Origin of the sequence: Acaryochloris sp. CCMEE 5410 (assembly GCF_000238775.2) — a bacterium.
GTDB lineage: Bacteria > Cyanobacteriota > Cyanobacteriia > Thermosynechococcales > Thermosynechococcaceae > Acaryochloris.
Window position 1 is genome coordinate 116,915 of sequence record NZ_AFEJ02000006.1, and the last position, 24,176, is coordinate 141,090.

10 protein-coding genes and 1 pseudogene are annotated in these 24,176 nt (G+C 47.0%); 5 read left to right on the forward strand and 6 right to left on the reverse strand.

From position 1 onward, the window contains the following. Positions 1-114 precede the first annotated feature (114 nt). Entirely contained in the window at positions 115-981 is an 867-nt protein-coding gene (locus ON05_RS35315; RefSeq protein WP_010470557.1) for a transposase, read from the forward strand. Between the two features lie 190 nt (positions 982-1,171). After that, positions 1,172-1,369, forward strand: a pseudogene (locus ON05_RS35320) (ISAs1 family transposase); the annotation flags it as partial. 231 nt (positions 1,370-1,600) lie between these two features. Here ON05_RS35320 and ON05_RS35330 read toward each other — a convergent pair. The 5 genes from ON05_RS35330 to ON05_RS35350 form a co-directional block, all read right to left on the reverse strand. After that, entirely contained in the window at positions 1,601-2,359 is a 759-nt protein-coding gene (locus ON05_RS35330; protein ID WP_010470563.1) for a DUF4261 domain-containing protein, read from the reverse strand. A 34-nt stretch (positions 2,360-2,393) separates the two neighbouring features. Further along, entirely contained in the window at positions 2,394-2,831 is a 438-nt protein-coding gene (locus tag ON05_RS35335) for a hypothetical protein (RefSeq protein WP_039779242.1), read from the reverse strand. Between the two features lie 17 nt (positions 2,832-2,848). Then, positions 2,849-15,739 carry an FG-GAP-like repeat-containing protein gene (locus tag ON05_RS35340; RefSeq protein WP_010470567.1) on the reverse strand — a complete coding sequence of 4,297 codons (12,891 nt, stop codon included), beginning with the start codon at positions 15,737-15,739 and terminating at the stop codon, positions 2,849-2,851. Positions 15,740-15,848: 109 nt separating this feature from the next. Beyond that, complete coding sequence (locus ON05_RS35345; RefSeq protein WP_029315046.1) at positions 15,849-16,586, reverse strand: hypothetical protein; 738 nt, start codon at positions 16,584-16,586, stop codon at positions 15,849-15,851. A 382-nt stretch (positions 16,587-16,968) separates the two neighbouring features. Beyond that, positions 16,969-17,751: a glycosyltransferase gene (locus ON05_RS35350; protein WP_010470571.1), complete on the reverse strand. Its 783-nt coding sequence runs from the start codon at positions 17,749-17,751 to the stop codon at positions 16,969-16,971. A 55-nt stretch (positions 17,752-17,806) separates the two neighbouring features. On the opposite strand from ON05_RS35350, the gene ON05_RS35355 reads away from it, so the two are divergent. The 3 genes from ON05_RS35355 to ON05_RS35365 all read left to right on the forward strand — a co-directional run bounded on the left by ON05_RS35355 (position 17,807) and on the right by ON05_RS35365 (position 20,698). Beyond that, entirely contained in the window at positions 17,807-18,697 is an 891-nt protein-coding gene (locus ON05_RS35355) for an Rpn family recombination-promoting nuclease/putative transposase (RefSeq protein WP_010470573.1), read from the forward strand. A 514-nt stretch (positions 18,698-19,211) separates the two neighbouring features. Further along, entirely contained in the window at positions 19,212-19,466 is a 255-nt protein-coding gene (locus ON05_RS35360) for a hypothetical protein (protein ID WP_010470575.1), read from the forward strand. An 89-nt stretch (positions 19,467-19,555) separates the two neighbouring features. Next, on the forward strand, positions 19,556-20,698 hold the full coding sequence (locus ON05_RS35365; RefSeq protein WP_010470577.1) for a peptidylprolyl isomerase: 1,143 nt from the start codon (positions 19,556-19,558) through the stop codon (positions 20,696-20,698). Positions 20,699-20,915: 217 nt separating this feature from the next. Here the strand turns inward: ON05_RS35365 and ON05_RS35370 are convergent, their stop codons facing one another. After that, positions 20,916-24,170, reverse strand: a complete 3,255-nt coding sequence (locus ON05_RS35370) for an efflux RND transporter permease subunit (protein ID WP_262562709.1) — start codon at positions 24,168-24,170, stop codon at positions 20,916-20,918. Between the last annotated feature and the right edge of the window lie 6 nt (positions 24,171-24,176).

Below are 24,176 nucleotides of genomic sequence, written 5' to 3' on the forward strand. Positions count from 1 at the left end.
TTCGGGTTTTATTCCATAGCTCAGATCACCTAAAACCCGTTCCCTGCATAGTCTTCCAGCGTTACAGACTAAAATGACGCCAGTCATTTAGTTTACCGTTCGTTAGGAGTGCAGATGCCTCAAACTAAGTCCCATAAATGGATTCCAACATTCTTAACCCTTGAGCAGTTTGAGACATTTGTCTTACCCCATTTGCACATCGGCACTCGGGGACCTCAACCCAAGCTCTCTTTGCATGCCATCTTCAACTACATTTTGAAGTTGCTGCACTTGGGATGTCAGTGGAGTGAACTACCCATTGAAAAGGACAAAAATGGGCGACCGGAAATTCACCACTCCAGTATTTATAGAGCCTTTCGACGCTTTGAAACCCATGGGTGTTTTGAAGACATTTTCAAGGCGTCAGTCTCAATGCTTAATGAAAAAGGAAAGTTAGACACTAGCGTTATTCATGGAGATGGGACAACCACTGCAGCCAAGAAAGGCGGCGACAATCTGGGATTCAATGGCCACAAACATATGAAGGGAGACAAGGTGGTAGCCTTCTGTGATCGCAACTGCAATATCATCTCTCCATTTGTGACTGCCCCAGGTAACCGGAACGAGTCACCTCTATTCAAAACGGCACTGACGCAAGTGATGAGTACGGCCCGAACAGTAGGCATAGACTTGATTGGGACTGTCGTCAGCTTGGATGGCGTGTACGATAGTCGTGAGAATCGCAAGACCATTTTCAATCGAAGGATGGTGCCAAATATCAATGAAAATCTTCGGGGGAGAAAGACGCCAAAGCCAGGTCCTAAAAGACTGTTCGACTCATCCATCTTTCAAGAGAGATTCAATACTATTGAGCGAGTCTTTGCCTGGGAGGATAAATTCAAGCGCTTGCTACTGCGATTCGAGCGGATCAGCAAACTGCACTATGCCTTGAAAAGCTTGGCATACACGATGATCAATCTCCGTCATTTTTGCCAAGGTTAGTTTCAACTTGAAATCTATAAATTCTAGAGGTCTCTGCAACTGAGATCCAGTTCGTCATGCTTAGAAAACGGAACTATGGGGTTAATTCTCAAAGTGAGGCGATGCAATTGCCTGTTTCTTCTCTCTTTGTTGTTCATGTTAGGTTAAAAATCCGATTTGTCAGGTCAACTGGATAAAAACCCGAAATGAGTTGGAAGATAAGCTGCGGGCTTGTCAGGGATACAGTGCTCAAAACCTATCTGTCATTCGTCATATTGCTGCTAATTTGCTGCAGCAAGAGTCAACTGCGAAATGTGGGGTTAAGGCCAAACGGCTCAAGGCAGGTTGGGATGATGACTACCTGGTCAAGATCCTCAGCGTTGCTGCCAAGGGAATACCTTCTTCATGAAGAACTATGTGCGATTGCCCTGATCATCCAACCTTAAGATTTGGTGAATTTAATGCAGCTCAACGATTTTGCAAAGCGGTGGATGAAGTGAGTAACTTTTTGAGACCTCGCACTCGAATGGCAGAATTCGTGTCACTATCTGATCGAAGAAAGAAATTCATCAAAGGAGTCAATGAACTCCAAGAATTATTCCAGGCTGCTTAACAACAAAGACGAGGAAAATTGGGGGTACTAATCACTATTCTCAGGGATTTGGCTAACCACTTCTGACGGATTCCACTCGGGTGCAAGCTCCCACATCCCAAATGAATTGTGGAAGTAATTATCTGGGGAATATAAGTCACAATCTTGGTGTAGAACTTTATAAACTTTTGATTCTGGAGATGTACTGAACTTATCACCATCTTTTATAAAAGGATTTTCATTCAACAAATAGAGTAGAAATATTTCTAACAATTGAGCAGCTTCATTGGGACTAATATTGTCCTTGAGAATAGCATCGCGACAACCCAGATTATGCATTCCACAGGAGTAATAAGTGCCATCATTACCAATGAGAGTAACATAGGCTTTATAAATAGAGAATATATCCTGTTGCATTGTGAGTGTTAACCAATCTTGAAAACAGTGCGCAATACCAGAGGACTCAACTTTTATAGCTAATCCTCCACAGGTGAGCAGCTTGCCCGAGACTTCCATTGCCCTGTACGCTGATTCTATGGAGCCACCAGGAGCAGTTATGTATACGGTATAGGTATGAGAATCTATAGCCTCCAAATCTTGTTTATTTAGTGACTGGCGACCTGCTAAAGAAAATGCCTTACTTAATTGAGGATCATAATCGTATACTTCAAAGTGGTAGTTTTGATTTTGCCGTAAGTCTTTAACTTGGTTTGAGCTACAAAGTAGATATTGGCTTTCATTAACCGATGAAATGATCTCTGCTTGGGTAGACCATCTCCCAGGAATACCGATAATAATATCTTCCATCTTCTTCAATTAATTTCAATAAATACATTAATAGCTAGTTTTTAAGATAATCATAAAGTCCTTCTTTAAAAACAATAACCTCTTTAGGACGCTTATGTTTAAATAACTTAAAACTTGGAGTGATTAGAACAAACCCAAATTTATATGATACACATTCAAATCCAGTCATGATAGCTGATTCATCCATAGACTTGATCCATTCATTTAACTTCTCAAAAGATAGCCGCTTAAGTAGACTACGATTTAGAAAAATAGGATTTGCTGGCAAAAAAAGAAGTATGCGATCACAACGGTGACTGGGAGCTCTATAGACTATATGGAGACCAAGATTCCCAAAATAATCTCTAATTTCATCAGAGTCAGGATTTACAAATGTTTTAGGTAAACAGTTCAAAGCTTTGTGGACTTGTTTAGGAGTCATTCCTAGCTTAACTGGGCCAACACTCTCATATGGTTTAATAAGAAAATCCATCTTTTTCACTCTAAGATTTACCTTGGCCGAAACAAATCAGGTTCTTCTCTCATAAGTTTCTCTGTGTAGATCTCCATTTGCCTGATTCCTTCCTCATACCTATCTCCGAAAAGCCTCCTAATATTTCGAATATCCATGTTTTGTGCTTCTTTAAACTTACCTTGTTTAATCAGCTCTGCTTGCTTTTCTCGGTATTCTATGGGATCCGCTGCTTCTTCGATATCCGTTGCTAAATTGTGGCTAGCTGTTTGTTGATGGTCGGCCACTGTCAAGCAAATGGTTGGGGCTCTGCCATAACTAAGTTCTAGCCCATTCTTTTCAATGGCAGCCCAAGAAGGTGTGTGGTGAGCTTGGCCACCTTGATTGCTAGTGGAAACTGTAGAGTGTGAACCACCGAGATGGTGTTTTCTACCAGGCACTTTGGGTACACACCCTTCATCACACTCATCTGGATTAGGATCTAAGAAGTCTTGCCAGGACTCAATAGCAGTTTTCCACGCAAGCGCATCTAATATTCGTCGGCCTATGTCATATAAAATATTTCTTTCTGGTCCAGATGGCTCGGGATCATTACCATTATTTTCCGGTTCCGGGCGTCCATTCTGACTTGGCTCTTGTGTCTGAGGTTTAGCTTCTACATCTGGAGTAGTAGTCGGTTCTGCTGGTTTCGGTTGTGTTATGAAGCCACTAATCCTATCAGATATATCTTCTGCAATATCTTGAGAAAGCTCTCGATCAGCAGCTATTCTTGACAATCCAATTATTGTGCCCGCTAAGATCACTTCACCAAGCTTAATACCTAAAGGAATAGCTATAAAAGCCGCATTGCCACTGGGGTCAGTAAAATTGACAGGACTATTGAACACATATCGACTCAGATTTACATCCCCAGCACTAAACCCAATCGGATCTTCACTGATAAACTTTCCTACCCTCGCATCATAGTAACGAGCCCGGTAAAAGTACTTTCCTGTTTCTTCATCAAACTCCCGCCCCGTATAGCCAAACCGGAAGTCAGTTTCAGGATTTGTCTCACTCGTTATTTGACCAAAGCTGTCATAGGTAACATGATTGAGAACATTCCCGTCATTATCAATCACATCCCGGATAGTCCCTTGATTATCCGCTAATGCCCAACGCACCTCGCCATTGGCAATTTCTTCAGCCAATACCTGGTCAATTTGAGGACCATGCAGATAGCGATGTGTCTGCTCGCCATTCTCATCAAATACCAGGGCAATATGGTCACCATCGTAAACAAAGCGTTCCGTCTGCTCTGATTCAGGACCATCCCCGTCTGGATCTACTGTCTTCTCTATCCGACGATCATAAACGTCATAGCCATATTCCACATCCTGGATAACATTACCTGCACTATCCTTCGTCACTACTCCCGTCAAACGATTACGATAATCCCAGGTGTATTCTGTGACTTCACCCGTAGTAATCTCCGTTCGGGTAATCCGATTGCCTTCCCCATCATAGGTATAGGTATAAGTGCCATCACTCAACAGTCGATTATTACCGCCCGTCTCATAACCAGCGTTAGTTCGATTGCCATTGTTGTCATAGCTATAGGCTTCATCATCCTGATAGCTATGGTCAGACCCCGTATTCTGGTTACGGTCATCATAGTTATAGTCACTGGTACCATCTGGTGAGGTAAAGCGAATAATCCGATTCGCGGCATCATAGTCCCAGCGATAATCTGCAATCACCACCGAGTCCCGAGAATGAGTCAGATTCGTTAATCGGCCTGCCAAGTCGAAGGTGTAATCACTTTGAGCCACCAGTTGAGTGCCAGCCAGGTCAGCATAGCGAGTAGACCCCGTCATTTGGCTAGCCACATCATAGGCAAAGTCAACCCGTTTCTCCGTGACACCATTTCCGCTCTGGGTCAGTCGTATCACCCGGTCTAACGCATCATAGGTATATTCCTCCAAGCCAGACACTTGACCCTCAATGGTGTCCGTCACCGTCAACATATTGTTAACGGCATCATAGGTATAGGTCAGCAAGACATTGGGAACACCCGGTGTGCCAGCATTATCAACCGTAATCAAGCGACCCGCTAAGTCATAGGTATAGGTATAGGCTGAATCAAGATCACTTATTGCCGTTAGCTGGTCCGCAGCATCATAGATGTAGCTGAAGGTCCGAATTGGATTGCCGGCTGCATCCAGCCAGATTTCCTCTGTCTGCCGATCCAGATCATCATAGGTATATTCCAACTGCCGACCATTCCGATCCGTCATCCCAATTAAGTTATCAACGGCATCAAAGGCATAGCGACGCGTATCTCCCAGCTCATTGGTATCCGTAATTCGTCGGTCTAAGGCATCGTAGGTATAAGAGGTCGAATTGTTCTCTGGGTCCGTAATTTGAAGGAGATTCCCCACTAGGTCATAAGCATACGTCGTGACTTGACCAATAGCATCGGTTTCACTCGTTTGTCGGTCGAGTGCATCATAGCCATAGCGGGTGGTATGGCCTAGCGCATCAATGATTGCGGTAACATTTCTCACCCCGTCATATTCAGTGGTGGTGGTATGACCTAAAGCATCTGTCACACTAGTACGCAAATCACGGTCGTCGTAAGCAAAGGTCGTGACACGACCTAACTCATCCGTTACAGCAATGACATTGTCAACCGCATCATAGGTATAGGAATGGGTATCTCCTAATGCATTGAAACGAGTCGTTTCCCGATCAAGGTCATCATATTCATACCGAGTGATGCGGCCCAACGCATCCGTTACACTGACCAGATTATCGACGGCATCATACCCAAAAGTCGTGGTGTGGTTAAGGGGGTCAGAGACGCTAGTTTGTCGATAAAGCGCATCATACTCATACGTTGTGGTCCGATTTAGCTCATCCGTGGCAGATAGAAGGTTACCAACGGCGTCATAACTAAACCTGCTGGTCTGGTTGAGGGGGTCCGTGATACCGATTTGGCGATAGAGATCATCATACTCGTAGCGGGTTGTTCGACCCAACTCATCCGTCATCGACGTGATATTGCCAACCCCATCATAGGAGTAAGACATGACTCCATTCAGCGGATCAGTCACTTGAGCTAACCAATCTCGGTCGTCATAGGTAAAGGAGGTGGTTCGGCCCAACTCATCGGTAATCGCAACCACATTATCCGCCGCATCATAGGTATAGGAATGTGTATCGCCTAACGCATTGATGCGAGTTGTCTCTCGGTTAAGGGCATCGTATTCATACTGGGTGATGCGGCCCAACGCATCTGTGACGTTAATAAGATTACCAATTGCGTCATAACCAAATCGGGTCGTGAAATTGAGGGGATCTGAGATACTCGTTTGGCGATAGAGCGCATCATATTGATAGGCCGTCGACCGACCCAATTCATCCGTCATGGACAGGAGATTCCCTACGCCATCATAGGCATAAGACATTACTCCACTGAGGGGATCCATAACCTGAGTCCGCCTGTCACGATTGTCATAGTCAAATTGGGTTGTCCGTCCCAATTCATCAACAGCAGTCGTAATATTACTGGCCTTGTCATATGTGAAACTAGAAACACCCCCAATAGCATCATTAATTTGTACTAAACGATATAAGTCATCGTATTGAAAAGAAGTTTGATTACCATTTTCATCAATGGTCGCTAATAAATTATCAGCAGCATCATAACTATGGGTCGAGCTTTGACCCAGAGCGTCAATAACCTTGACCAGACGATTTCGAGCATCATATTCATACTGAGTCCGATTACCTAGGGCATCAATATGAGCTGTAGCGTTGTTGCTGGCATCATACTCATATTGCGTTTCACCCCCTTCAGGGTTGATTATCCCAATCTGCCGATTCCGGCTGTCATATAGATAGCGGGTGGTGTGATCTAATTCATCCGTGAGGGTAATTAAATTCCCTGCAGCATCATACTCATACGTTGTTTGACCGTTGAGAGCATCCGTAACTTGAACCAATCGATCACGCTCATCGTAGACAGATTGTGTGGTGTTACCCCGAGGATCTGTCATGGCAATTAGATTGCCAGTTTCGTCATAGCTTAAGTTCGTAATAGGAGATTCTAAGGGGCCAGCACCATCAGGATCTGCTTCTATTACTCGCGTGAGCCGATTGAGAACATCATAGACTAGCTCAGTGCGGTTACCATTCTCATCAACAATGGCTGTCTGGTTCCCCGCAGCATCATATTCGAACTGGATCACCGCTTCATCTACTGTGCCTTGAGCTACTGTTATTCGCGTATTAAGCCCCAAGTTGTTGTAATCAAAATCCGTGATTCGACCCAAGGGATCGGTAATCGTATCTATCTGACCATTAACGGTATAGGTATAGCGAGTGACGATATCGTCATCACCTCCTGCCAGACCCACGACTCGTCTTTCTGCAAGACGATTACCTGTCAGCGGGTCGATTTGATAAAACGTTTGCTCTCCTAATTCGTCCGATACACTTGTGAGTTGATTAAAAACTGGATCGTAGGTAAACCTCTGAAAATCGCCTTTCCCAAGGTTTGAAGGTTGGGTTTGACCTCCTTCAGTCACTGACAAATTATCAGGACTGTTCTCAGCAACGTATAGCTTAGCAGTACCCGCACTACTGAAGAATCCGCGTGGGTTTGAACTTGAGTAAATTCGGTTGGTGCCAGGATTTTTATCAAAATATTGGGTAGCAAAGTCCAGATCCCCATCTAGATCCAGGTCAGCAACGACCAAAGACCCTGCATAGCCGCCAATGGCAAAATCTTGCCGTTGCTGAGAGAAGAAGTCTCCTTGACCATCCCCCAGGAGTACTGTGGCACTGGCATCAGTCGAATTAACTGTGACAATATCTAAGAAGCCATCTTGATTAAAATCTCCAAGGGAAACCGCCTGTGGATTTCTACCCACCTGGAGATCTCTAACTCCTTCAGTAAACGTTCCATCTGCCTGATTGATCCAAATATCAACGCTATTCGAAGTAGTCTTTACAATATCCAGATACAGATCGCCATTCACATCTCCCAATGCAAAGGCAGGGCCACTACTGGCATAATTCACTGAACTATTTCCATTCGCACCATAGAGGGTGGACTGGAATGATCCATCACCCTGATTCTCTAGTACAGAAAACCCACCCGCACGATGGAGAACGACAATATCTTGATTACCATCTCGGTTCAGGTCGCCTAGTTCTAAAGAAAATGGACTAAATTCAGTTGCATAATTAACTGCATCAGCAAACGTGCCATCGCCTCTGTTTTCCAAAACAGATATATTGTGATCTCTACTGTTGACTACCAATAAATCTAAATGGCCATCACGGTTAATATCACCTAAAGCAAGATCATTAGGAAGAATTCCCACATTATATTGAACTGCTGGAGAATTGAAGGCTCCTCCATTGTTTAGAAAGACTGAAACATTGTTATCAAAAGCATTGGCGACGGCAATATCATCAAGCCCATCACCATTAATATCTCCTAGCGCAATAGCGGATGGGCCGTTGCCAGTATTTAATGACCCTATTCCTTCCACCGTTATCCGGTTGAAGCGATAATTAGTGTAGACAAGATCAGGGATCCCATCATTATCTAATTGACCGACTGCGATTGAGTTAGCAGATGCGACTGGACCAGTGGGTTCATTGGCCCTAGGTAGATTAGGCTTGGGTCTAACTTGAAAAGATCCATCCCCATTGCCAAAAGCCACCTGCATCTCACCACCCCGAAGCAGGCTGGTGCCAAGGATATCTACGGATCCATCTTGATTTAGATCTTGTAGCTCAAAAGGTCTGAACGGGACATCGTCATAACTCACCGCAGAGAGCAATTCTCCATTAGAATCATTGAGAAAAACGGTGAGCTGATTGATAGCCGAACCAAATTGGTCTGAGCCTATAAAACTGTATGCGAGCAGATCTAAATTATTATCGCCATTAACGTCTCCAATAGTGAGTGAATTAATAGCCCCCTCAAAAACATAGCTTGATGGAGCCCTGAAAGTACCATCTCCTTGGTTGAATGCAACTTCAACCCTGTTGGTGTCTCGAGTAGCTGTAATTAAGTCTTCAAAGCCATCGTTATTGAGATCAGCTAGGTTGGCTGCCCCTACTAAACCACTACCTGAGTAATAAGCAGCTGCGGCAAAAGTCCCATCACCGTTATTAATGAGTGTTGCCACCCGTTCTTCAGCACCATTCGTGTTAAATGCTACAAGATCAACATATCCATCATTATTGAGATCTTTTTGTAGAAGCTCATAAGGAGGTAGGGTCAAACTGTAGGAAGAAGGAGAGTTGTAAGTCCCATTCCCGTTGTTAAGTAGAACAGAGACACTTGAGTTGTTGGGATTGGCCGTCACAATATCAGCTGACCCATTACCATCAACATCCATGACCAATAATGAATCCACATCATCTGTGAGTTCATATTCAGTCCGAGATGTAAAAGAACCATCACCTTGACCTATGAAGGTGATTAATTGATGGGTCGACGAACTAGAAGATAGGGCACTTATGGGTGCAAAAGCAGTCCTAGCTGCAAATGCAGCGACTTCCCCACCGTATCCACCCCCTGTTGCAACGACAGCAGAGAAGATGAGATCTAATTCTCCATCTCCATTGATATCATTGATGGAAACTGACTCAACCGTACCATCTTGGTTTAAGGGATTAATGGAGGTAGCAGTTGAGAAACCTTCGTTGCCAGTGTTCAACAGCAATGACAGCCCAGAAGCATTAAACGTTATTAAATCCAGACGATTATCTTGGTTAATATCATGGGCGAAAATTTTCTCTGGGCGTGAACCAACATCTAAAGTTAACGGTCCCCTGAAATGACCCAAACCATCCCCAAATAAAACTGATGCGGTATTGTCTTGATTATTCGCACTGGCTATATCTAGAAAACCGTCATCATTAAAGTCGCCTGTGACATAATCTTGAGCACGAGAGCCTAATTTATACAGTGGATTTAAGAAGAGTGTGCTATCCGGTGGGGGGAGCTGGGGTGGTTCTGTTGTTCCTGTAGCAAAAGTATCCTGAATGGTAAGGATGTTACCTTGATCATCATAAGTGTACTGATTGCTAAAGTTCCTACCATCTGTATGTTGTGTAATCAAATTCAGAGCGTTTCGCTCGAACGAAGCAATGCTACCCTCACCATCAAAAGATTCTACGGATTGTCCTACCTGATTTAATTGCCTCGTCGTAACATTACCGTTGCCATCTGCAAAAGCAGCATCTGCTCGACCTAAGACAAATGTTTGAGGTGGTGCTAGAGGATCTATCGTTTGTTCAGCTCGATATAACCCTTGCATTTGGATGGGATCGACTTGAACAGTGGTGCCATCTTTGCGTATCCCACCCGTGACTCGACCGGCAAAATTATAGAAAGATTGTTCTTGAAATCCTCGCTTATCAATCTCTGAAGTCATATGATGTTCAGCATCATAACCCCATGTTCGAGATTGACCATCAGGATCTGTAATCCGTATGAGATTCCCTGCTTCATCATGTTCGAGAAGTGTCTGTTTGCCCGCAGGGTCAGTAATTGTGCTGACGTGATTGTTGGTATATGTAAAAGCCGTTTCTAGTCCAACAGGGTCGATGATTTTAGTAATTCGCCCCTCAATGTCGTAGAGGTAACGGGTCTCATTACCATTGCGATCTCGGACAGACACCAGTTGATTTTCCGTATTGAAGCTGTATACCGTCTGATCCTTCAAGGTGCGCCGGAAGGTGCCATCAGCAAGTTTTTCTAAAGTGGAAAAATCATCACCAGGTGAATCATAAGTCCCACCAGTAGTGGCTGGTCCATTAAACAGCATTTCGTTGCCGTTACCATCAATTAGCAGTACAGACCCATCGGAGTTCTCAACTAACTCTTGCAGGCCAGAAATCCCCCAACCATTTCCAAAGACACTGCCCACGGAATTGACATGTAGAATTTGGCCTTCATAAGTATTTGAAGTGCCTGAAAATTGATCCCTTACAAATATACGGAGTCCAGTTTGGAGGGAATAATCATACAGACCAGATGAGAATGAACGGAAATCGAGTTGTAAAGCTGCATCAACATCACCTCGCGTTGAAGGTAATGACCAAATATGCTCACCACCTCGTAAACCATATTCACTCCCTTGATATCCGGGAAGCTGGTATTCAAAATCTCCTTGACTAACAGTCAGCTTTGCCACTAATTTCAGTCGTTCGGGAGCATTGGTGATCCCTGATGGTCTGATGTCGTTATAACCAAAATTGACGATGGGACGTGGATCTGCGCGCAATGAATCATAGGTCAAGGTCAATCCTCTAGTTTGGCCAAGGGATTGATAGGAAACAAGATTATGTGTTTCCGTTAAGGCTCCTGAGTGTAGTTCTACTTCTGAATTTACATCTACTCCTATACTTTTACATTTACAGTTTTCATCTTTATTCCGCGGATTATTGAAAAAGTTATCTAATGCGTCAACAAAGCGTGCAAAAAAGTGCCAACTGCTATTGCGAATTCCACCTTCAATAGTCTCAATCACAGTGCCATCCGCACTGACTTGGCCGACTCCCACTTTGTCAAAATCCCCTGTTTCAGGATTAATCGACCACAAGTCCATTAACTCTCCAGGTGCATACCCAGCTAAATTGGGTAAAGACAGCGGAGCTGGGGTATCAAATACCATGTCACCTGGCTGAATCGTCACCACTAAATCTGGATATAGGTTAGGGGGTAAGGCCGCAGGTGTGAACTCTGTCGGTACTTCCGTAATACTGAGCACCCCATCAAAAGGATTACCCTGCTGATCCAGCAAGCTCCCTGCAGCCACCGTCACCGCTGCTCCCGGAATCGTCGCCGTTGTCACCGTTGTATCCTGGGTCGGATCAATTACCTGGCCATTAGCAATATCCAGGACAGGCAGATATATTGGCCGATCAATCACATTGTTGACCCCACCATAGGGGTCATGGCCCAAGACCAAGGGCAGCTTCTCAGCGATAAACGGATAGACCTCTGTGGCCGTATTGATATCGTCGGGATAAATCTTTAAGGTATCCCCTGGCAAATCACCCACAAACTCCAACGTGAACGAGCCATCGGCTGCCGTGGTTCCTTCCACCCCAGCAATTTCCACCCTCACCCCAGCCAAAGGCTGCTGATCCACATTGGCGATCACCCCAGAAATGCGAGTCGTAGTGATGGGATCTGCCACCACCTCTAGGGTCACCTCTTGAGTGGTTTCTAACGCCCCATCACTGGCCACAATGGTAAAGGTATAGGTACCAATCTGATCTGGAGAAGGGCGGAACTCCAACGTGCCATCTCCTCGCAAAATTCCTATGGGTAACGCACCCTCAGAGCGCAACGAATAGGTAATGGGATCTCCGTCTGGATCCGTAGCCTGTAACGGTAGCTTCAGGACCTCCCCCGGCATCAGTTGAGGCACCGTAATGGCCTCCAACACCGGAGCCTGATTCACACCCCCCACCAGCACCTGGGGCTGCAGATCCAAATTCAGCAGATTGGGATTATCAAATACCACTTGCACGGCATCTGAGATTCCCCCTTCCAGTAACCCACCCGGACGAATCGCTAAATTCAGATTGATATAGGGATTACCATTACTATCGGCTCCTGAGGCATTGAGAAGCGTGACGCCGTCTGGAAGAGAATCAAAGACCACTGCGACCTGGCGACCAATGGCAGCCCCGGTATTCTCAATCTGTAGATCCGCGACATAACGACCCGTGTCCGTATCCAAGCTCACCTTGGACAGTACAACATCGAGATCAGTACTTGCTGTTAAGCCGCCCAAGTCCAACGTGGCTCCTGGCTGAGCCACATCTCGACGCATGGGGAAAACCGGACTGGCGACCCCAGATTCATCCACCTCATTCGTCAGGTTGGAGACTTGAATCACACTGCCTGTATCACTATCTCCATTGATCAGCTGGAAGACTAATAGTCCTTGTGGGGTCGTCACTGAGGTGACATCAATCTCCACCGTGCTGCCATTAAAGCGCACGAGTCCTGCCTGGAACTCAGCCCCCTGTTCGCCTAAGGCAAACACAGGGGTACCGTCTACCCCCTGATCTAATAAGGTCTGGCTGGGGTCATTGGCATCGACAAGATAGACCAACACCTGATCCGGTAAGGACTCTGCATCAGTCCCATCAAAGAATGCATTCAAATCAAAGGACAAGGTGCGAGACCCTGTGTCTTGCCCCAACTCAACTGCTAAGCTCGCCTCAGAAACAAAGCTATTTTGCTCGCCTAACACGACGGCATCACCGCTTCTTGCCACCCAACCCTGACTGGCCGTTGGACCCACCAGTAAGTCTGTATTGACCTGAAAGTCCAATTGGGTCTGAGTCACATTGCCTGCAATATCCGTGACCTCAACCGTCAACTGATGAGCACCGGCTGCCAACCCAGTTTGGGCTAACAAGGCGTCAAAGGCTCCCGTGCTATCAGCAGTGATATCGACAAACCCCTGCCCATTGAGGTCATACCGAATCTGGTCTACTCCAGCCACGGAATCCTGGGCGTCACCCAAAAGTCGGGCCGTTGGACTATGCTCTCCAGCCACTAAAGGCGTCAGCAAATCTACCGTGGGACGAGTGCGGTCGAGGGTAAAGGCCAACTCAACAATATCCGTGCTATTGCCCTGAGCATCCACAGCCTGCAGGTAGAGGATATGGTCTCCATCCGTTAAAGGAACCCCTAAGATTGAGCTGAGCTGGGCTTCATCTAAGGTGAAGCTGCCATCCGCTTGGAGAAGCGAAGTAATATCCTCATAGTCAATGGGCAGGGTATTATCCAAACCTGCTTTTAGACTGGCCACATTATCGGGGTAATTAATAGTGCCCTGAATAGTCCCGTCTGCCGTAATACCATCGGTATTAATCGCGCCTGTATCTTGCAATAAGGCTGCAGTGATCTGCAGGTCATCATCAACATCCAGGACCTGAATCGTCAATCCTTGAGTCGTGCTTAGTCCCCCAGCATCGGTACTGCGAAGGGTGAGGCTATACTCAGTGGCGGTTTCAAAATCAATAAGGGTACCATCCGCCACTTGGAGCTGGTCTCCCACGATTTGGAAGCGACCACCCGCATCATCAACTAGTTCATAGGTATGGCTATCCCCCTGGTCTGGATCAAGACTGGAGAGTTGACCCACCACTGTTCCCGTTGCTGAATTCTCCTCCACCGCCGATTGAGACAGGGTAATCTGGGTGGGCTGTTCATTAACATCCGTGATGTTAACCGTGAACACCTTCTCAACACTCAAGCCCCCTTGATCGGTGCTTTGGACGCGAATGGCGTAACTATCTTGAGTCTCAAAGTCAGGAGAAGCATTGATCTGAAGCTGATCATTAACAATGCTAAAGGCCGCATTATCGGCATCCCCCGTCCCCGGAACGAGGGTATAGGTGAAGGTATCCCCTGCATCAGGATCTGTCGTTGTGAACTGCCCCACCACACTATTGGCTGCCCCATTCTCCGAGAGGGTGGTGTTGCTGAGGGCAAGGTCTGTCGGTGCGGTGTTGCTCGGACCCGTCGGTGCAATGCCAATGACCGTAGCCCTGGCATTAAAAACTACATTGCCCTTGGCTTCAATCGATCCATAGATTGTGGAAGTGCTATTGATGCTGAAGTTACCCCGACTGAGAAAGCTTCCCCGGGTATTGGCAGAGCTATTAAAGGTTATGTCTCGTTGGGAAATGACCGTGAGGAAATCCGTGGGGTCTGTGGTTTCGGTTGCCCCATTGAATTGAATGCTTTGATTGTCACCCGTAGCGATCAGGGATTGGCCCCCTAATCGTGCCCCTCCATTCATATTGATGCCTTGGGAGGAGAGCAAGGTGACATCGGTCCCCTGAATATTGCCCAAATTCATGCCGCCATTGTGGGTGACGAAGGTGACATTGTTGAGCTGATGGCCATTGCCATTGAAATTGAGATAGCCGTTCGTTAACTCAATAATGGTGTTCTCAATGGTCACACCCCCTGGAACATTCAATCCCCAACCCGTGACTTTGACCACTGTAGGCTGGTCAGCGGTCCCCCCTGGTGGGAAATGATTGGCCCAGTCTGTGGCGTTATTGAGGGGATTTTGATAGGGGTTGAAGCTGATAGGGACAGTCCCATCTGGGATTTGAGCCGCCAGGGTGTCAGTTTTAAGGGTGTTAAAATCAGGGACTTCGACGATCTGCTCCTCTACGATCTGAGGCGGGACCAGATTCCCATAGGAATTGTTGTTCGCGTTGAAAATGGAGTAGCCCGCCGAAACGGCAACGGCGTTATCCACTAAGAGAGGGCGACCACTGTTATCGAGGACAGGCTGTCCAAACTCATCGAGTTGGACCGGCAGAATGGGATTGCCATTAATCGTAAAGCCATCTCCGGCATAGATTAAAGCATCATCACTGAGATCTAAAGGGTCTCCATCGAAGTCACTATTGCTATTGATGGTGACGGTCCCTTCAGCTTTGACCGTAAAGCCTAAACCGGGAGCCGTCGCATTGCTCGCCCCTGGGGCAGACGTGGAGGATAGGGGAAAATTCCCTACTCCTGGGTTGCCCACCAGACTTCCCTGGGTCGCCCCTGTTAAGGCATCACTGAGGAGGGAATTGAATTGAGCGGGTGGACTCCCGTTCGACCCAGATGAAGATCCAGCTCCCCCTGAACTGGGGATGATGGGAAAGGCAGGAGGTTGAAGAGGGCTTGGACTTTGCAACCCGAGTAGAGAGGGGTTAGGGAATCCCGAGCCACTGGGGGCTTGACTCCCCCCTGCTCCGATGATATCCGTTAGGCCCGGTAGTGCTCCTAGCAGATCTGCTTCTTCTAGAAGAGACCCACCTAAGAAACCGTCTTCAGGAACTAACCCACCACCGATGCCACCTGAAGAGGATTGACCGTTACTCATTGTCCTGCCTTACCATTCAATAAATCATTACAAACGCGCCCCAACTTCATCCCAGTGCTGTTTGAGCCTGGGATGATGAAGGTTAGGGTGAAATTAAAAGAGCGGAATCTTAGACGATTGCGGGGATCTGTTCTGTGGGTTCTGCTATGGGAATGTCTGCTGTCGTTTCGACTTTGGAAGCGAGGAATGACTGAACGACAGTCCGATAGGTCTCTAAATTACTCGGCCAGTTCCCCACTAGGTGCTGTACTTTTGCAAGTCGCTCTGCAGGGTCTATGGTTCTCAGATCCGCTTCAAAGTTACCCGTGAACATCAAGATGGGCACCTGCTCTGCTTCAGGGAGCTGCAGGGCTGCTTCTTGGATTCCTAAATTGAGGCGGTTGTCTTCAAAGGTATACATCAGATTCAGTCCTGCTCGGACGGGAGCAATCCCTTGCTGTTGCCAAGGACCGGGTGCTAAGAGCGTGTTGAACAAATACTCATGGGCTCCTTCTTTGCTACCAGGAAAGGTGATTAGACCGCGAAAGTTAATACCCACCGCTTGGTAGTCCATATTGCGAAGGATTTCGGTATAGCGTTGGGCAACAGAAGCAATCTGGACTTCTCCTTCAGCCTTATCTTGCAGGGGCTCAACGAAGGTTGTTTGATTCGGATAGGCAATAATATTGATGCCATTTTGGAAGCTGACCTGTGCTCCTTGGGGTTGGCGAACAGGCTGCCCGGCGAGTTCCCAGGCTTCGGGAATAATGCCACTGTAATGCAGGAATTCTGGATTCAGAAGTGTCGGATCTTGGCGCTTAACGGCGAGGACGAGCGCGAGTTCTTGAACTTCGAGTGTTTGTTGCATTTGGGTATAGACCGTAGGTTTTGTGTAGATTAATAGGTGTGAACACCACTTAGGCAAACAGATCCACTCCACCAACATGGATCTATGGGTGAGCAGCGCGCTCTGCACAGATCTAATGCTGTGAAGACTGAATTAATCTGTAGGCCAGCATGGAAGACCATGAGCCGATGGTGACGCCGTTGTCTGATGCCCCCGCATCTCTGGTCAAGGTGCCCTCAACGATTGGGCAAGCCGGCCAGTGTCAATTACCACAACGAACGTATAAATGCTAAAAAATCAACAGATAGAGCTGTTTTTCTCGATTGACTAATTAATCGTTCCCAACATAACAGCGGAAATTAACATCCGCAATAAAAAAAATAAAATAGATGGAATGAACCGACTATTTTGATTTTCTTTCCGTTGATTGTAATCTTTTTCTTAAGAAAAATTGACTTTTTACCTGTACTTCTATCTGAAATTTATCAGCTAATCCCCGTCGATTCAGTGCTCTAGAAATGGCTTCTCGGCTAAAGTAAACTTGCTGCAGCTGATCTAGGCCAGACATACTCTGGGGGTGGGAGCGATAGAAGTATAGCGATTGCTCTAAGTGCTGAATTTGCGTCACTTCCGACAACCGCAAGCACAAATCATAGTCAATGGCAGCTGGAAAATCAGAATCAATGCCACCCGCTTGGACAAAGGCTGAATGACGAATCAGACGGAAATGAAAGGTCATAAAATCCAACAGCAACTGATCTTTGCTAAAAGGAATCTGGCAACGGCTGCCGGGACCCGTCACGGTCCCATTTTCATCAATGACTTGGTAGTTGGTATACACCATCCCCACATCAGGATGAGTATCCAATTCATGGGCGGTCCGCTCAAGGGCAGTAGGAGCAAGTAAATCATCGCTATCAAGCCAACCAACATACGTTCCTTGGGTGGCGGCATGAGCAGCTTGCAATGAACGGGTACGCCCTTGATGGCGACCAGCGAATACTTTCACTCGTGGATCTGCCTGACTGTAAGTCTGGGCAATCTCTAAGGACTGATCTGTTGATCCATCGTCCCAAACCAGTAGCTCGAAGTCCGAGTAGGTTTGAGCAAGCGCACTCTCGATAGCAGCGGCGACAAACCGCTGTCGGTTATAGACCGTCATGACTAGGGAGATTTTAGAAGCCATACCCTGTTAAACAAATGTGGGTCTTCATATAGAAGGGGGCTGATATAATCGCTGCATGTTTGATTCTACCTGTAAGTTCCTTGCAGAAAGCTTTTCCAGTGATTTTGCGTCCTGGTTGATTGGTGAACCTATTCCGCTCACAGAACTCAGCCCATCTGAACTATCCCTCGAACCGATCCGGGCCGATGCGTTAATTCTTCTAGCTTCTGAGGAATACATTTTACATGTAGAGTTCCAGACCGAGCCAGATTCAAATATGCCATACAGGATGGCTGATTACCGTCTACGGGTCTACCGTCGCTTCCCCCAGAAGCAAATGAAGCAAGTGGTGGTCTATTTGACACCCTCAAACTCAGATTATGTTTACCAGACAGCCTTTGAGATTCCGGGGACACGTCATGAGTTCGATGTGATTCGCCTTTGGGAACAGCCGACTCAACTTTTCCTGGAATCGACTGGTCTGCTTCCCTTAGCTGTTTTAACCAATACTCCAGATCAAGCCCAAACTTTACGTCAGGTGGCTGAACGCATTGACGCCGTTCCAGAAATGCGAGTTCAGAGTAATGTGGCCGCTTCAACCGGGATTCTGGCTGGGTTAACATTGGAGAGGGACTTCATTAATCAAGTTCTGCGAAAGGAAATCATGCAACAGTCAGTCATCTATCAAGAGTGGAAAGAAGAATTCCTTCAGGAAGGCCGTGAAGAAGGCCGTGAAGAAGGCCGTGAAGAAGGCCGCCAGGAAGGAAGGCAAGAAGGCAAGCTTGAAGGTGAACAATCGCTCATCCTTCGTCTACTCAATCGCCGTATCGGTGACGTTTCCCCAGAGTTGAGATCGCAGATCCAATCCCTCTCCCTCGATCAACTCGAAACTCTGGGCGAGGCACTACTCGACTTTACGGAATCTGCTGATCTAGTGAACTGGCTGCAGGAGCACCACGCTGATTAACAGGTTTTCCGCTAACTCAGATGCGCAGCTGGCAAGTCGGAATGTTGAGCCAAACACAAAATAAATTGCACCACAGAGTATGAACTTGAAGATCACTCTATTAGATCGATGATTTTAATTCCAGATTTTTGACCAAAAATCAGAATTAAAATTCTATTTCGACTATCAAAGGCTTGCTGTGCATTGTTTTAAGCCAATTCCAAAGGTCTAAAGCTTTTGATGATTTAGTGTAATATTTGCCTGCTACTACGAAGACATTCTTAGAACCGGACAACAGTTATGCATTATTTACACACAGTAGTTTAGAGCAAGTTTGGTAATACAGATTTTCCGTCACAGAGAATTACTGCTCATAATTTCCTCACAAGCTATACCTAACCTTTGAGTGGCACTATTCAAGGCTAATGAGATTGTTTCTATTTTCTTGGAGTATAAAACCTATCAATGGTGAGAGATTTTGATTAGCTATTTTGTTGATTTAAATCAATTTTGTTGATATCGGGAGGAATAAAAAATGAGCTTAGAAACTTATCAAAAAGAAGTACAACATCTAGGAGAATCAAAAGGTGTCAAAGACCACGACCATGACTTAGTTCATGACCTGAGTCGTAGACTAGATGCCTTATGGCGATACGACCAATATATTGCTAACGCTGAAGAGCATGAATCAGTAAAGTCCTTTTGGATAAAGGTTAAGCAACAAGAACAAGAAAACATAGCGGAGTTAAAGAAACTCCTCTCAGAGCATATTAAAGTTGGTGACTTCTAAGGTTATCTCTCTAGCGTTCTTGCATTACCTGTAAGTATGCCTAAAGGTAACAGTGCAATGTAGGAAGTCGAGTGTGAAAGGAGGTAGCTATGACAGTTCTGATCCCAAAAATCTGGAGGAAACTGACCCACAGATTTGCTTTTTTAACTGTGAGTGCTGTGCTGAGCTGGAGCTTATTATCTCTAGGCTGGCTCCCCAGTCAGTTGACTTTTTGCTGGGCTGCTTTGCCCACAGGTGATGCGGTGACTAACCCCAGAACATTGCTGCGACTTGCACTCCCTACAGATAATCCTGCCTTTGAAACTGTTCAGCAATCTCTGGAAGAGATGCCACCCCAATTAGATGATCCATCAACACAGATGCGAGCTAAACAATGGTCTGAGGTGGAGAACCAAGTATCTAAAGCAGTACAAACGTTTAAAAGAGCAGAATCAGATCTTCTTGCTACGGCTCCTGCCCCCTATCGATCTCAAGCCTCGGACCGCATTGAACAAATTAATTCTGGTTTGGCAGACTTAAAGGTGCTAGCCGACCAGAAAAACGAAGCAGAATTTGCAGCTAAACGCACTCAAGTCTGGAACACCGTCGATCTGCTGGCTGCTTCTATGATCAAACAATTTCCGATAGAAATTCCAGACGACTACCAAGCCCTCCCGCAGCTCAAAGGGCGTTCAGTTGTTGCCATGGATACTAGCAAGGGACCCATCACTATCATGGTAGATGGTTACAGTGCTCCCATTACTGCAGGCAATTTTCTTGATTTAGTGCAGCGGGGATTCTACGATAATCAAACGTTTACCCGAGCAGATGAAGCCTATGTGGTACAGACGGGTGATCCAGATGGACCAGATGCTGGTTTTGTTGATCCTGATACAGGTGATTATCGGTCTATTCCCTTGGAAGTGCTGGTCAAAGGAGACTCTGAGCCAGTCTATGGCTTCACCTTAGAGGAGTTAGGGTTATCCGTGTCTGAACCCGTTCTGCCCTTTTCGGCTTACGGTACCGTTGCCATGGGCCATCCGCCTGGAGAACCCAATCAGGGGTCGTCTCAGTTTTTCTTTCACTTATTTGAGCCAGATTTAACTCCAGCAGGATTAAATCTTCTAGATGGTCGTTATGCCGTCTTTGGCTATGTGGTTTCTGGTCAAGAGGTCCTAGAGAAGTTGCAACAAGGCGACCAACTGAAGGGCTTAGAAGTGGTAGATATATCTCCTTCAGACGCATTGACTTAAAAACCACTTTCGTCAACTTGCTGGAGGAAAGCATTTTGCCGTAGATAAGTTCCTGTACCAAAATGGTAAGGTTCAACATCAAAAAGATTAGGATGACATTTCCTGAAGCAGATAAATTCCCAAAGCCTATGTCTGATTATAGTTTCAATTCATTCCGTCAATTTAAAAGTGTTACCCTTGTTTGAACCATGCCGAACGATTCCCCTCTAGAGAGCAGCTACGGCAGTGTTTGCTCGCTAAGCAGCTTGACTCCTGGTGCTAGGGGTCGGTGAGACTTATCAGGATTCCGACATTCACCGTAGTACATGAGTGGAATCACAACTAAGGTTAGCAGGGATGACGCTAGCATTCCACTAAGGAGTGTCCAGGCTAGCCCCGACCAAACTGGGTCACTGAGGATGGAGAGGGTACCCAACATCGTGGTGACGCTAGTGAGGAGAATGGGGCGAAAACGAGTCGCCCCTGCTTCGAGAATAGCCAGCTTTAAGTCAGCTCCTTCGCGTAATTTGTCGCCTACGAACTCTAGCAACACAATGGCATTGCGAACCACAATTCCCGCTAAGGCAATCACCCCAATCATAGCTGTGGCACTGAAGTAGACCCCATTTAGTGAAAACCCAATCAAGATGCCGATCAAGGCTAGAGGAATACTACCTAGCATAATTAACGGCACCTTAAAACTGCGAAACTGACCGACGAGAATGAGGTAAATCAGCAGGACCGCCACCAGCATGGCTAAGCCTAAATCTCGAAACACATCCAGGGTCAGCTTCCATTCACCATCCCACTGGATCGAATAGCCCTGAGGTAAAGGATGCTGCCAAAAATAGACTAGCTGGTCAAGAACGGCATAGACGGAAGAGCGATCGCCCATTTCGCCCATTACATAGGTCACGGGCCGCTGATCCTTATGAAAAATGGGTTGATCGACGGTAGTAGTTTGAAACTCCACCAGTTCCGACAACGGCACTAAAGAGCCATTAGTCGTGGGCAGTTGAATCCGACGCAGGTCATCAATACTCTGGCGATTAGTATCCGCAAACCGCACTTGGATGCCGACAGGACTGAGTTCATCGGCAACCTTGAGGGTAGACACTTGGGCACCTGAGATCGCAACCCGCAGCGTTTGGGCAATCTCTTGGGTCGCCAAGCCCGCTCGCTGGGCTTTCTCTCGATCCACCACCAGTCGCATCTGGGGCATTTGATTTTTTACTGAATCATCAATATCCACCACGGCATCGGTTTGGGTAAAGACCTGTCGCACTTGCTTGGCCAATTCCCGCAGTTGCCCATAGTCAGGACCATACACTTCAGCCAACATCGTCGAGCGAACCGGAGGACCAGGGGGATCTTCGACGAGTTTGACGAGGGCATTATGGCGCATTGCCACCTGCTCCAACTGCGGACGCAGGGCAAAGACAATAGCTTCCGATTGCCGAAACCGAGCATCTTTATTCGTGAGATGGACCCGAATGTCTGCAAAATGCTCCGCCTGCCGATCCGCAGCCCCTCGCAACATGCCGTTGAAGTCAATGGGTGACCCCATACCGACATAGGTTTCAAAGTGTGTAATATCGGCCTCTTGTTGGAGGACGGCCTCCAAATCCTCGACGATGCGATTGGTAGTTGCCAACTCCGTGCCCAAGGGAGCATCCGCTTGCACCAGAAAGGTATCCTTATCCGCTTTCGGCAGCATCCGAAACCGCACGGTCTGAGTGAGGGGCAAAATCATTGTTGCTAAGAGCAATCCCGTTACCCCCAGTAGGACAAATCGCCGTCGTGAGGCGGAGTCGAGGAGGGGAGCCATTACCCACCGATAGCCCCGATATATACGGGTCTGTTGAATACTGGGCAGCGCTTCTGAATGAGGCTGCAGCTTGATCAAACGCAGCGCCAGAAAAGGCGTTACCGTTACGGCCAAGGTTGTACTAATCAGCATCGCCACGGGCACATTGAAGGGAATCGGTCCCATATACGGTCCCATCATCCCTGTCACAAACCGCATGGGCAAAAACGCCAAGATAACGGTGATCGTTGATAAAAGGATCGGAGTGCCCAGTTCATTAACCGCACTGATGGCGGCGGCGGTTTTCTGTCGTCGGTCAGATGGCGGCACAGATTCAAAGTGGCGATGAATATTCTCGGTAACTGCGATCGCATCATCCACTAACGTCCCCAAGGCCAAGATCAGGGCAAATAGAGTAATGCGATTAATGGTTTGTCCCGCTATCCAGCCCACCGCCAGCGTCCCCGCTAAGGTCAGGGGAATCACAAAGGCAACAATGGCTGCTTCTCGCCATCCCAAAAACATCACCAGAAGTCCCACCACAGTGGCAATCGCAATCAGCAAACTTTGGTAGAGATCCCCGACAGCTCTGGCAGCGGTTTGACCATCGTTACGAGTGACGGCAATTTGCACCCCCGGAGGCAGTTGGGATTGGAGGGTATCCACCCGGTCAAAAATCTGTTGGGCGACGGTGACCGCATTCGTGCCTTTTTTCTTAGCGATCCCAATCGTCATGGCTGGCTGGGTGACAAATTCCCCTTGAGTCTGACTGCTGGGGTCTGGATAGGGATTGGCAATATCCCAGTCTGGTCGATAATGAATTCGCGATACCGTGGTGCGATCACCAAAATCATCCACCACCATCGCCACATCCTTTAGGTAGATAGGACGGGGATGGCCCTGCGCTGTGGCAGTACCAAAGCCCACCATAATCTCCCCCACATCTGCAGCAGACTGAAACAGATTGCCCCCCTCTAAAAATAGGCGGGTTTCTCCAACAGATACATCCCCCGTGGGCAGTTGGACATTCTCCACCTGGAGTTGCTGGCTAATCTGAGCAGGGGAGAGGCGATAACTAGCCAATTTATCGGGGTCCAAGTCCACCCGAATGGCACGGGGTTTCCCACCCACCAACGTCAAATTGGCGGTGTCTGGAATACTGCGTAAATCATTGAGGAGCCGCTCTCCCACTCGACGAAGCTGGTTATCGGTATAGCCTTGTCCCGTCAGGGTCAGGGTCACAATCGGAACATCATCAATAATCACAGGTTTGACGAGATAGGATGCCCCTGGGGGCAGTAAATCTTGGTGATTGTAGAGATGATTTTGCAGTTTGAAGAGAGAATCCTCCCAGTCTTCTCCTACAAAATACTGCACGGTAATTTTGGCTCCTGAATTTTGGGAGACGGAATACAGATGCTCCACCCCTGTAAGTTCTCGCAACTTAGCCTCGATGGGGTTGGTAACGATATTCTCGACCACCTCTGCTGGGGCACCGGGATAAGGCAGGATGACCTCGGCCGCTGGAACCACAATTTGGGGGTTCTCTTCTTGCGGGGTGAAGACGGCTGCCCCCAACCCAAACAAAACCAAGGCAGCAATCAGCAAAATTGTCACCTGGGAATTAATGAAATAGGCGGTGATTCGACCAACAATGCCGGTTTGGGGAGAAGGTGAACTTGACATCAGGGT